Raw genomic sequence first — 12,164 nt, 5'->3', positions numbered from 1 at the left:
GCCGGGGGCTCTACCGGGTGTGTATGACCGCCAGGGCGTGCGCGCGGGCCGGCTCCCGGAGGGTCCTGTCCAGTTCCTCGAAGAGCGCGCCGGCGGTTTCCCCCATCCAGCCCGGCGGCAGCAGGGACAGCGGCAGCCCGGGGTCGCGGTACGGGAGGCGGCGCCACTCGGTGAGCATCGGCAGATAGATCCCGAACGCCTCCCGGTCCGCGATCGAGCCCGCCGCGGCACGCTCGCGCACCGGCCGGTACCGCTCCAGGAAGTCCGCGTAGAGCGCGCTGAGCTCGTCGAGGTCCCACCACTCACGGACCTTCGCCGACAGGTCACCGAAGGCGAAGTGGTCGCCGGTGAAGATGTCCACGTACGGCGTCAGCCCGAGGCGCTGCAGGGTGCGGCGCGTCTCGTCCGCCAGGATGCCGGGCGCCACCCACACGCCGGGGGCCGCAGTGCCGAAGCCGAGGCGGGTCAGGGCGGCGCGCAGGGCGTGGCGCTTGTCGCGTTCGGACTCGGGCACGGAGAACACGACGACGAGCCAGCCGTCGCCGGCCGCGGCCCGGTTCCGTTCGAAGATGCGCACGTCGCCGTCCTCGAGCACCTCCAGCGTGCCCGCGGGGACGGCGTACCCGGCGGCACCCTCGTGGCGCTCTCCGCGCAGCACCCCGCGCCGCTTCAGCCGGGAGACCGCCGAGCGTACGGCCTGTCCCTCCACGCCGAGGTCGGCCATCAGGCGTATCACGGAGGCGACGGACAGCCAGTTGTGCTCGCCGCGCGCGTACAGCGCGAAGAGGCTGATGATCAGCGGGCCCAGCCGGCTGTCCCGGCCGCCCGCGCCGACGGCGGACGACGGCTCGACGTGTGCTGTCATGCCCACCCGCCTCCGCCCGGATTCACCCTTCTGATCGCGCAGCAGCCTACCGCGCGTCCGGGAGCCGCAGCGGCGCCGCGGGCCACCGCCGCGGGGACCCCCCGCGTCCGCCGCGCTGCGGGGTGCCCGCCGACGGCACAGGGTGGTGGGACGCCACCGGCGGCAGCGTCCGACCGGGCATCGAATACGGCGGCGCCGTCGTTGTCTCTGACACCTCCGGGTACCTCTGGTACCACTAGTGCTTCAGATACCTCTGGTGCCTTCGCCGTCTCTGTTGGGGAGTCCGTCATGACCACACCCCGGGACCTGTTCCTCGTCACCGTGTACGACGCCGCCGCACGGCCCGTCGAGCAGGGTGACCTCTCGCTGGCGCTCGCGGGAGCCGAACTGGTCGATCTCTTCGACGCCGGGGCGGTCACGCTCGACGGCGAGCTCATCGTGCCCGCACCGGCGGGCGCGACGGCCGACCGGCTCCTCGACGAGGCGGCGGCGGCGCTGCGGCGGGAGACGCCGTACGAGTCGGTCGAGGACTGGCTGTGGCGACGGGGGCGCGGCCTGGGCGCCGCCTACCTGGACGCCCTGGAGGCGGACGGGACCGTCGCCCAGCAGCGGCGGCGCTGGCTGTCGCTGCCGACCGGGCGGACGGAGGCCGCCGACTCGCCCGAGCGCGCGCAGGCGCACGAGCGCTGGGCGACGGGCGAGCCCGTGCTCGCCGCCCTGGCGGCCGCGGTGGGGATCCGGGACGAGGCGGCCAAGGACCTCGCGAGTTCGGTCCCCGACCCGATCGTGACGGTGGTGGCCGCCGTGGACGACGCCGTGACGGAGCTGGCCGCCGTACGCCAGCGCAGGGAGATCGAGGACGCGGCTTTCGACAACGTGTGGCGCGGCCTGTGACGGTGACAGCCGTGCGGCGTCGCCCGCAGCGCCCGTGAGCACCGCCCCACGGGCGTCGGCGACCAGGCCGTAGAGCTGGTTGCGGCTGGTGACGACGGCCATGGAGCCGGGCGTGCCGAGCAGTAGGGGCCGGGCGTGCTCGGTGTCCCGCGCATTGTCGAGGACGACGGGTACCCGCCGGCCGGCGGGGATGCGCTGGGCGGGGATGCCGAACGCGTCGAGGAAGGACCGTATCGCCTCGGCGGTGCTCATGACCGAGCCGGTCGGTGGAAGCCGCGCAGGTTCACACAGAGCTGTCCGTCGGGGAAACGGTCGGCGACGCTGTGCGCCCGGTGCACGGCGAGGGTGGTCCTGCCGACGCCGGTTCGTCGGCGCCAGGCAACAACGCCTGAATACGGGCGTGTTCGTGACACCGTCCGGTGAAGGCGGCCAGACCGGCGGGGAGTTGGGCGGGGCGCACGGTGGGGGTCCCCTGTACCGAATGTGCCGACATACGAGGCCGACGCGCCGCCCTCGGGGGGCGCGCGGCTGCGCACGAGCATAAAGTCCGTGCGCGCCTGCCGACGCGTGGTGCCGTCGCCCCGGAGCATCGCGCGCACCGAACCGGCCACGCGGTGTGTGCCACCCGCCGGTGCGGCGCCCCCGGTCGCACGGCCGTGTCCTGCCCGTGCCGTTTCCCGCCTCCCGGATACCGCGCATAAACCGTCTCCGGGAATTGCTCCGGCCTCAGCACGTGAAAACACAGGCCGATCACAGATACTCAGGAATCCGACAGGAATTGCGATTTCCTGCGACACGCTGGGCCGATGCCATGGCGCCGCCGCATGCAATCTTAGGTTCCGCGTCGTCGCCGTTGACGACCCGTTATGCCGATGCCACGATCGCGGCGCGTCGACACGGCATTCCCGCCCTATTTCTGTGCGCGATGCCGCGCGTATTCGACAGAGCCACTGATCAATCGCCCGCCGTTTCCCGGAGGCCGAATACGGGCGGCCGGTTGTTCCCACTGGAAGGAGCGAATTTTGACGCCGATCAACGAGGATCCCGCGGTGCGGCCGGGCGGCCGGCTGCACCGGCGGGCGTTTCTGAACGGCTCCGTCGCCGCCACCGTGGCGGCCGCGTCGCTCGCGGGCGGCGCGGGCACGGCCCGGGCATCCACGGCCTCGCTGAAGGCGGGTGCCGGCCGGTCCGCCATCGCGATCCCCGCCTCCCTGCTGCCACTGGACGGTTTCACCACCGTCCACGACGACCTGTACGTGCGCGTCCTCCTGCTGGAGAGCGGCTCGGCCCGCGTCGCCCTCGTGGTGCTGGACCTGACGTCGATCAGCGCGGAGGCGATCGCGCAGATCCGGTCGGTCGTCTCCAGCACCGCCTCGGTGGCGGCCGGCGACATCGTGGTGACCGTGACGCACACCTTCTCCGCCCCGCACGTGCAGGCGAGCACGAGCGGTGCCGGGGCCGCCCAGTACGTGCGGAACATCACCGCGGCGGCCTCGTCCGCGGTGACGGCGGCGGTGCGCGGGCTGCGGCCCGCGCGGGTCGGCCACGCCACCGGCACCTGCGACGTCAACGTCAACCGGGACGTGCACACGGCCGACGGCTGGTGGCTGGGCACCGGTGAGTCGGGGCCGTCGGACAAGAGCGTGGGCGTCACCCGCTTCGACGACGCCGACGGCGACCCGATCGCCGTGCTCATGAACTACAGCGTGCAGTCCTCGGTCATGATGGAGTCGGTCATGGCCGACGGGGGCCTGCCGGTCACCGCCGACCTGGCCGGCGCGGCGGTGGGCCACGTCGAGCAGCAGTACGGCGGTGACGCCGTCGGATTCTTCCTGGTCGGCTCGTGCGGCGACCAGTCCCCTGCGTTCAGGTCGAAGCGCTACACCATCGACAAGGACCGGAACTGGTCGCAGGCCGACGCCCGGGACGCGGGCTGGATCCTGTTGACCGTGCAGGGCGAGCGCCTGGGCACCGAGGCCGTCCGGGTCAGCGAGACCATCAGGACGTCCGAGTCGCACGCGCGGGCCGCGCTGCGTCTGCTGACCGACACCGTCTCGGTCAGGACGGTGCCGATGGGCCATCCGACGGAGCCCACCACGTCGTACGACTTCACACCGACCGGCACCGCCGACGTCCCGGTCTGGGTCCTCCAGGTCGGTGACGGCGTGTTCGTCGGCGTCGAGCCGGAACTGTCCACCGACACCGCGCTGGGTATCAAGAGGCACTCGCCTTTCCCGTACACGGCGGTCATGTCGATGCTCGAAGGCGGCTCGAAGAACATGGCCGAGGCCCGGAGTTACGCCCGCATCACCTACGAGGCGATGGACTCCTCCTACGCCCAGGGCGCCGCCGAGACGGTCGCGGCCAGGGTCGGCGACCTGCTGCGTTCCCTGCGCGGCTGATCCCCCACACACCACCACCCCCACACACCCCTACCGACAGAGGAGTTTGTCTTGGTCACCAGGCGTGCGCTCATCGCCGGGTCCGCCGGGCTCGGCACCGCGGCCGTGCTCGGCGGCGCCGCGGCCGCGGCTGCCGCGGGCACGGACCGGCCGCCGTCGGAGAGCCGGCACATCGTCGGCGCCACGGCGATCACCAAGGTGTACGGCGAAGGTCAGAAGCTGACAGCGGTGGCGGTCGAGTACGACCGTGACATCGACGGTTCGTCCCTCTCCACGTCGGCGTTCGCGGTCACCGACCGCACCGTCACCAGGGTCTACGCGAACCGGACCACCGAGGTCGCCGACCGGGGCGAGAACGGCCGGTACGTCATCGTCGAACTCTCGCCGGACGACCCGGCCGCCCTGCTGTGGGGAAAGGACGCCGTCGGCGCGTCCAGCAGCCCCACGCCCAGTCCGACGGGCAGTCCGGGCGGCGGCACCGGGGGCGGCGGTCCGACGGCCGGCGACACCACGCCGGGCGGCCCGATCGTGCCCGCGAAGGCCACCGTGACCCAGACCGGCACCGTGACCACCGTGCGTGGCAGGCACTATGCCCCGGACGGCACGCCGGTGGCCACCGGTGCGGTGGTGAGTCCGGTCGTCGACGACTTCCGGCAGTTCGTCTTCGAGGACCCGGAGACCGGGCGGAGCCTCAAGTACAACCTGTTCGTGCCGAAGCGCTACGACCCGCGCAGGAAGTACCCGCTGGTGCTGTTCATGCACGACGCGAGCGTCGTCAACGTCGACACCGTCGGCCCCCTGGTGCAGGGCCTCGGCGCGGTCTGCTGGGCCGGCCCCGAGGACCAGGCGAGGCACGAGTCGTTCGTGCTGGCTCCCGAGTACGGCGAGGTCGTGATCGACGACAACTACGTGCCGACCTCGCTCTTCGAGACCACCGCCCACCTGGTGGCGGCGGTGACGGAGCAGTACGGCATCGACACCCGGCGGCGCTACACCACCGGACAGTCGATGGGCGCGATGCTCTCGCTCGGGCTGATGATCCGGTACCCGGACCTCTTCGCGGCCGGCTACATCGTCGCCGGGCAGTGGCCGGCCGGCCAGGCCGCGCCGCTGGCCGGCCAGAAGCTCTGGATCCTCGTCGCGCAGGACGACACCAAGGCCTTTCCCGGCGAGAACGCCATCACCGCGGTCATCGAGGCCGAGGGCACCGAGGTCGGCACCGCGGTGTGGGACGCGGGCTCCGGCGCCGCGCAGTTCGCCGCGGACGTACGCGCTCTGGAGAAGCAGCGGGCGCCGGTGAACTACGCGACCTTCCTGACGGGGACGGTGACCGCCACGACGGGTGCCTCCAACGCACACATGGGGACCTGGCAGATCGCCTACTCGATCCCCGGCATCCGGGACTGGCTCATGAGGCAGTCCCTGTGACACCGGGGCCGGCGGGGCCCCGCGTCCGCACCGGACGCGGGGCCCTCACTTGAGGCCGCTGAGCATGACGCCCCTGATGTAGTACTTCTGCAGCAGCAGGAAGAGGACGAGGACCGGCAGGACGCTCAGGACCAGGCCGGCCATGACGATGGGCAGGGTGCGCGTCGGGTCGACGTAGTCCTGGAGGAACTGGATGCCGACGGGCAGGGTCATCACGTCCGGGTCGGCGGTGGAGACGAGCAGGGCCCAGATGTACTCGTTCCAGGCGTCCACGAAGGTGAGCAGGCCGAGGGTGACCAGGACCGGCTTGGTCTGCGGGACGACGATCCGCCACCACACGGCGAACTCGCCGGCCCCGTCGATGCGCGCGGCCTCCAGGACCTCGTCCGGGAGGGAGACCATGAACTGGCGGGTCAGGAAGATCCCGAAGCTGCTGACGAGGAACGGCATGGCAAGCGCCACGATGCTGACGGTCAGTCCCGAGCCGCCGCGGCCGAGCAGGTCGTTGCCGCCGGCCAGCGGCCAGTGCACCAGGATCAGGAAGTGCGGGATGAAGAAGAGGAACGGCGGGAACATCATCGTCGACAGCACGAGCCGGAAGACGAAGTCCCGCCCGGGGAAGCGGAGTTTGGCGAGCGCGTAGCCCGCGAGCGACGACGTGAGCAGCACCGAACCGGTGATCGTGGCGGTGGCGACGACGCTGTTGCGGAAGAGCACCGGCAGGTCGAGCTGGTGGATCGCCGCCCGGTAGTTGGACAGGTCGAACGCCTTCGGCAGGAACCGGTAGGGCAGCGTGCCTGCCTCGTCCGGTCCCTTGAAGGACGTCATCAGCATGTCGGCGAACGGCACCACGGTGAGCACCGCGCCGGTGACCACCACCAGGTACGACAGCCACGGGAAACGACGGCGGATCACGCGTCCTCCCCCTTGCGCCGGAAGAGCCACAACTGGACCAGTGTGACGGCGAGGACCACCGCGAACAGCACGAAGGCGGCGGCGCTCGCGGTGCCCCAGTCGCCGTAGGAGAAGGCCTGCCGGTACATCTCCAGGGCGGCCACGTCGGTGGCGTCCCCGGGGCCGCCCCTGGTCATCACGATGATCAGCGCGAAGGACTGCAGGCCGGTGAGGAACTGGGTGACGCACACGAACAGCAGGGACGGCCGCAGCAGCGGCAGCGTGATCCGCCAGAAGACGGTCACGGGCCCGGCGCCGTCGAGCGCGGCGGCCTCGTAGTACGACTCGGGGACGGCCTTCAGCCCGGCGGTCAGGACCAGGATCGCCGAGCCGACGGAGGCCCAGGCCTGGACGACCACCACCGCGGGCAGCGCGGTGTCCGGGTCCTGGAGGAACGCCACCGAACCGAGCCCGACGGCGTTGAGGACGCCGTTGACGAGGCCGCCCGGCTGGTACATGTACTTCCAGACGTTGCCGACGGCGACGACGGTCGTGACGATCGGCAGGAAGTAGAGGGTGCGCCACAGCCCCTGGAACCGCAGCTTGTCGATGCAGGTGGCGACGAGCACCGAGCCGGCGAGTGCGAGGGCCACGGTGCCGAGGGCGAAGAGCAGCGTGTTGGTGAGGATCGGCGTCAGGAACGCCGAGCCGTCGGCGAACAGGCCGGCGAAGTTGTCCAGGCCGACCGGGTCGATGTCGCCGAGGTCGAAGCCGGCCCAGCGGGACGTCGACAGGAGCACCGCGAAGCCGAGCGGCAGGGCGAGGAAGACGGCGTAGAACAGCAGCGTCGGCGCCAGGAAGAGGTAGGCGACGACGGCCTGGCGGCGCCGGTTGCGGGCCTGGACCCGGACTCCGACGGCGGCGGACGCGCCGTGCGCCGCCCGTTCGGTGGGCTCCGGTGCCAGGGTGGCGTTCACCATGACCGCGCCACCTCCTGGTCGACCTGGCGGCGGGTGGCGCGCAGGGCCTCGTCGACCGTCTGCTGACCGGTCCACAGCGCCTCGATGTTCTTGCGCAGCAGCGACTTGGCCCGCTGCGCGCCGGGCACGTTCGGTTCGGGTACGGCGTACGCCAGCGCGTCCAGGAACGGACGCAGGTTCGGGTCGCCGCCCGCGCCGAGTAGCCTGCGCATGTCGTCGGCGCGGCCGGTCAGGGAGCCGACCGACGCCTGCAGCGCGCTCATCCGGGTCGTCCTGCGCACCTTCTCGGTGTTGAGCCAGCGCAGGAACTCCCAGGCCTCGTCCGGGTGCCGGCTGGCGCTGTTGACGCCGAGCATGAAGGCGGTGGCGAGGGTGGCGCGCCTCCCGTCCGCCTCGGGGAGGGGCACGGGAGCGACGCCGACGTCGTGGTAGGCCGGGCCCATCAGGGCTTTCAGGTTCGCGGTCCACCAGCCGGCGCTGATGACCATGGCGACCTGTCCGGAGGCGAACGCCTGGTAGACGTTGACGCCGGGGGCGCTCGCGCCCTTGTCGACGAGGCGGCGCTCCAGCTCGAACACGGTCCGCCCGGCCGGCGAGTCGATGGCGGTGCGCCTGCCGTCGGCCGAGACGAACCGCCCGCCCGCGGCGTTGAGCAGGGCGAGGGTCTGGCCGACGGTCGTGGAGTCGTCGAAGGCCGACAGGCCGAACCCCTGGACCAGCGTGTTGCCGTACCGGTCCCGCCGGGCGGTCCGGTAGGCGGCGTCCTCCAGCTCCGGCCAGGTGCGCGGCGGGCCGTGGACGCCGGCCTCGCGCAGCAGCCGCCTGTTGTAGTAGAGGGCGTAGGTCTGCATCTCGGTGGGGTAGCCGTAGATCCTGCCCTCGACCGATGCGGAGCCGGCCGCGGCGGCGCCGTAGCCGCGGCCGATCTCCTCGGCGTGCTCGGGCGGCGCGGGCCGCAGTACCCCGGCGCGGACGAGCTGGCCGTTCCACAGGCAGTACGGGTGCAGGATGTCCGTGCCCTGGCCCGCCGCCTGCCGGACCATGAAGGTGGTCAGCAGGTCGGTGAACTCGACGGCCTTCGTCCGCACCTTGACCCGGTCGTGCAGGGCGTTCCACTCGTCCACCGGCCCCTGCAGAGCCTTCTTGAGCTCCCCGCTCGCGTAGTGGGAGAGCAGGGTGAGGACGACGGGGTCGCCGGGCCGCCCGGTGCCCCGGTGCGGAGCCGCGCAGCCGGAGACCAGAAGCGCCGAGGGCAGCGCGAGCGCGAAGTGGCGCCGGCTCAGTGACGGTGTCACCGGGCGGCCTCCCTGCGCAGCACCTTGAACACCCGGGTCGTGGTGAAGCCGCTCTTGCGGTAGAGGTGACCCGCCGGGGACTGCGCGCCGGTCCACAGGAACCACGCGGAGTGCGCCCTGAGCGCCCGCATCCGCTCCAGGACGAGGTGCAGCAGGACCTCGCCGAGTCCGGTGCCGCGCATCTCCTCCAGCACGCCGATCGGCCCGAACCGCTCGTCCACCGAGTCGAAGGCGCCGTGCATGGCCCAGCCGACCATCCGGCCCCCGGGATCGCGGGCCACGACGATCCGGTCGAGCGGTGTGCCCGCGGTCAGGCACGCCCGGATCGTGGCCGCCCAGTCCGGCCCGAAGTGGCCCCCGGCGAGGGCGAGGAGGTCCACCAGGTCGTCGTCGGCAGGGGTGCCGAACCGGTAGCCCCGCGCGGCCAGCTCGCCCACGCGGAGGGCGACCTCGTCCGGGAGACGGTAGCCGACCAGGACGCGGTCCATCGCCGCCGCCTCGTACAGGGTGCGAAATCCCAGGGAGTCCAGGAGCCCCGCCGCCTCCGGGTAGGCCTCGGCGTCCAGTCCCGGAAAGACGTAGTTCGGGGTGTACGCGGAGAAGTCCACCCGCGTCCGGCCGTGGGTGCCCAGCCAGTCGAGGGCCTCGGTCAGCAGCCGGCGGCCGAGGCCCTGCCCGCGGGCGTCCGGGTCGACGAAGAAGAACGGGATCCAGCCCTGCTCCGGCTCCAGGTCGGTGCCCGCGATCGGGGTCAGCCGGCGCACCGCGTAGGCGGCGCCGACGACCCGCTCGCCGTCGACGGCGATCCGCAGCCCCGCCGGGTCGAAGTTGGGGTCGAGCAGCACCAGGGAGCGGAAGCGGTCCGCGGTGACGGGGTCGGCCGGTGCGCTCCGCCGCCACGCCGCGACGACCTGCGGTCCGTCGCCCGCGCGGAAGTCGCGGATCCCGGTCCTGGTCGTCGTCGTGCGAGTCGTGAGGTCGGTCATCGACGGGGGGTCCTTCCGAGCGGGGGCAGCTGCCGGGGAGGGCACGGCGGGTCTCAGGGGTAGAGCAGCACGTCGTCGCCGGCCCACCGGCCGGGCGGGGCCGGCGGCTCGCACAGGGTCAGCGGGTCGACGCCCGCGTCGACGGCGCGCCGCAGCCGGTCGGATCCCCACAGCAGGTCGACGAAGTGCCGGTGGCCGGTCCCCTCGGCGCCGCCGTCGGTGGCCGTGGTGTGCCAGGCGAAGTCGTCCGGGTACAGCCGCCGGAGCACGGCGAGCATCGCGACGGCGGTGCGGACGGGGGCGAACGCCGCGCGGTCGGTGATGTGGAGCTGGACCCCGCGTAGTCGCCGTCCGGCGTGCCTGTGGAAGGCGGGCACGAACCGCAGGTCGCGGAAGTGCACGCCGGGCAGGGCGAGTTCGGCGAGGGCGGGGGCGAACCGGGCGTCGAGGTAGGGGGCGCCGACGATTTCGAAGGGCTGGGTGGTGCCGCGGCCCTCCGAGAGGTTCGTGCCCTCGAAGAGGCTGGTGCCGGGGTACACGGTGGCGGTGGCGGGCGTCGGCATGTTCGGGGAGGGGGCGATCCAGGGCAGGCCGGTGCTGTCGGCGTCCAGGGCGCGCCGCCAGCCGAGGGCCTCGATCACCGTGAGGTCGGCCGCGCGGCCCGCGGCTCGGGGCACGGCCGACGTGTTCAGATGCCGGGCGAGTTCGCCGCAGGTGAGGCCGTGCCGGACGGGGACCGGGGCGCGTCCGACGAGGCTGGCCCACGCCGGGTCGAGCAGCGGGCCCTCGCTGACGAGTCCGCCGAGCGGGTTGGGCCGGTCGGCGACCACGAAACGGATGCCGGTGCGGGCCGCCGAGACCATCAGGTCGAACATGGTCCACACGTAGGTGTAGCACCGGGTCCCGATGTCCTGGAGGTCGTACACCAGGGCGTCGACGCCGCTGTCGATCAGCATTTTGTCGAGCCGCTCGCCGTCGCACCGGTAGGTGTCGTGGACCGGCAGGCCGGTGCCGGGGTCGGTCCGGGCGGCCTCGCTCTCGCCGGCCTGACCGGTCCCGTGCAGTCCGTGTTCGGGACCGAACAGGGCGACGAGCGGCGCACCGGCTTCGAGCAGGGCGGGTGCGGCCGGGCGCAGGTCCGGCAGGACCCCGGTGTGGTTGGTCACCAGCCCGAAGCGGCCGGGCCCGGCGAGTGCGGGCGCCGCGTGCAGCCGTGCGATGCCGGTCGTCACGGTGCCGCGGTCGTCCGTGCTCATCCCTTGCCCCGTCCGCCGGTGAGATCTCCCTCAAGCAACGGTCAGGAATTTACTCTTATGTCACGTAAATCCGGCATGGAATCGCGGGGAACCGGATTGCCCCGATGGTGTGACGCCGCCGGTTCCGCCGACTCCGGTGCGCGCCGCGGACGTTGGAACAGGCATGGGCCTCAGCGACTCCCCTCCCTTCGCCCAACTGTCGGACGCCTACTGGCTGGACAGTCCCCACCTGGGCGAGGACGTCCCCGACCCGGCTCCCCCGGGCCCGCCGCCGACCTTCGCCTGGCGGACCGCGATGGTCGGACTGTCGGCGCTCACCGTCGCGATCGCCCTGGTCGTGGCGTTCGTGTGAGCCCCGGGCCGGCCGGACCCGGCGTCACGACACGCCGGCGGACGTCCCTCGGACGTGGGACGTTCCCGTGTCGCTCGGGCATCCCGCCGTGGTGACGGTGTGTGATGGCGCCGGGCCTCGGTGCACCCGAGGCCCCGTTGGTCACCGTTTTCGCCGTTCCCGAAGGACTTCACCATGCGCCTCCTCCGTCCGCTCGCCGTCGCTCTCGGCGGGCTCGCCCTCACCGTCATCACCATGGGACCGGCGTCCGCCGCCGACGGGACGTTCGTCTGGGTGGGGCCGAAGGGCAAGGCGTACGCCATCCAGAACCCGCCGGACCGCAAGTGCCTCGACATGGCACAGGAGGCGCGCGGGCCGCAGAACGCCACGAAGAAGGCGCTCGCCGTCTACAGCAAGGCGAAGTGCAAGGGCACCGAACACCGGATCGCGCCCGGCCACTCGGCGTCCGGCAGCGTCCGCTTCGCCAGCGTGGTCTTCAACCCCCGCTAGGCCGCGCTCCGTTCAGCCCTCCGATGGCGCCGATCACGTCGTGGTGATCGGCGCCGCCGGTTCCGGCCGGACTCCCCGGCCACCGCCGCGCCCGGACCGCACAGCACCACGCCGGTGACGACGTCCAGGGCGCGCCGCCGTCCGGGCCGATCAGGGCCGTCCCCCCGCCTGGCCGCCGCCCCGAGGGTGCCGAACCCCGGCGCGAACAGCACCGCTGCGCCCGCGAGGCGTACCACCGGACAGGCGGACCGGTCCGCGCGGGGGACCCGGGCCGCGGGACGGAGGACGTGCTCACGCTCCGGCCTTCGGCAGCGGCCCGCGAC

The 12,164-nt window shown here is 72.7% G+C and carries 11 protein-coding genes; 5 read left to right on the top strand and 6 right to left on the bottom strand.

Annotated features, from left to right (window positions below; all coding sequences use genetic code 11):
* Positions 1-10 precede the first annotated feature (10 nt).
* Complete coding sequence (locus ACIQVL_RS39095) at positions 11-865, bottom strand: PaaX family transcriptional regulator C-terminal domain-containing protein (RefSeq protein WP_403441485.1); 855 nt, start codon at positions 863-865, stop codon at positions 11-13.
* Between the two features lie 288 nt (positions 866-1,153).
* Between ACIQVL_RS39095 and ACIQVL_RS39090 the strand changes: the two genes are divergently transcribed.
* From ACIQVL_RS39090 to ACIQVL_RS39080, 3 genes are all read left to right on the top strand, one after another.
* The gene (locus ACIQVL_RS39090) at positions 1,154-1,759 is read left to right on the top strand and encodes a GPP34 family phosphoprotein (protein ID WP_403441483.1); all 606 of its coding nucleotides are present in this window, start codon (positions 1,154-1,156) and stop codon (positions 1,757-1,759) included.
* A gap of 1,022 nt (positions 1,760-2,781) precedes the next feature.
* Positions 2,782-4,161: a hypothetical protein gene (locus tag ACIQVL_RS39085; RefSeq protein ID WP_403477748.1), complete on the top strand. Its 1,380-nt coding sequence runs from the start codon at positions 2,782-2,784 to the stop codon at positions 4,159-4,161.
* A 51-nt stretch (positions 4,162-4,212) separates the two neighbouring features.
* The gene (locus ACIQVL_RS39080; RefSeq protein ID WP_403477747.1) at positions 4,213-5,589 is read left to right on the top strand and encodes an alpha/beta hydrolase-fold protein; all 1,377 of its coding nucleotides are present in this window, start codon (positions 4,213-4,215) and stop codon (positions 5,587-5,589) included.
* A gap of 45 nt (positions 5,590-5,634) precedes the next feature.
* Here ACIQVL_RS39080 and ACIQVL_RS39075 read toward each other — a convergent pair whose 3' ends face one another.
* The 5 genes from ACIQVL_RS39075 to ACIQVL_RS39055 are packed head-to-tail and all read right to left on the bottom strand — an operon-like array spanning position 5,635 to position 11,000.
* Positions 5,635-6,504 (bottom strand): carbohydrate ABC transporter permease, encoded by an 870-nt coding sequence (locus tag ACIQVL_RS39075; RefSeq protein ID WP_403441475.1) that lies wholly within the window; start codon positions 6,502-6,504, stop codon positions 5,635-5,637.
* Positions 6,501-7,463, bottom strand: coding sequence for a carbohydrate ABC transporter permease (locus ACIQVL_RS39070; RefSeq protein ID WP_403477746.1), 963 nt, complete (start codon positions 7,461-7,463; stop codon positions 6,501-6,503). Before ACIQVL_RS39070 ends, ACIQVL_RS39075 begins: the two co-directional genes overlap by 4 nt.
* Complete coding sequence (locus tag ACIQVL_RS39065; protein ID WP_403477745.1) at positions 7,457-8,758, bottom strand: ABC transporter substrate-binding protein; 1,302 nt, start codon at positions 8,756-8,758, stop codon at positions 7,457-7,459. The genes ACIQVL_RS39070 and ACIQVL_RS39065 overlap by 7 nt, the downstream gene beginning before the upstream one ends.
* Positions 8,755-9,744 (bottom strand): GNAT family N-acetyltransferase, encoded by a 990-nt coding sequence (locus ACIQVL_RS39060; RefSeq protein WP_403441468.1) that lies wholly within the window; start codon positions 9,742-9,744, stop codon positions 8,755-8,757. Before ACIQVL_RS39060 ends, ACIQVL_RS39065 begins: the two co-directional genes overlap by 4 nt.
* Positions 9,745-9,797: 53 nt before the next feature.
* Entirely contained in the window at positions 9,798-11,000 is a 1,203-nt protein-coding gene (locus tag ACIQVL_RS39055) for an exo-beta-N-acetylmuramidase NamZ domain-containing protein (RefSeq protein ID WP_403477744.1), read from the bottom strand.
* 163 nt (positions 11,001-11,163) lie between these two features.
* On the opposite strand from ACIQVL_RS39055, the gene ACIQVL_RS39050 reads away from it, so the two are divergent.
* Positions 11,164-11,352 carry a hypothetical protein gene (locus ACIQVL_RS39050; protein ID WP_403477743.1) on the top strand — a complete coding sequence of 63 codons (189 nt, stop codon included), beginning with the start codon at positions 11,164-11,166 and terminating at the stop codon, positions 11,350-11,352.
* 174 nt (positions 11,353-11,526) lie between these two features.
* Positions 11,527-11,841: a hypothetical protein gene (locus ACIQVL_RS39045; RefSeq protein WP_403477742.1), complete on the top strand. Its 315-nt coding sequence runs from the start codon at positions 11,527-11,529 to the stop codon at positions 11,839-11,841.
* Positions 11,842-12,164: the final 323 nt, after the last annotated feature.

The organism is Streptomyces sp. NPDC090499 (genome assembly GCF_044769305.1).
Taxonomy (GTDB): Bacteria; Actinomycetota; Actinomycetes; order Streptomycetales; family Streptomycetaceae; genus Streptomyces.
This window is presented reverse-complemented; position numbering and strand designations above follow the sequence as displayed.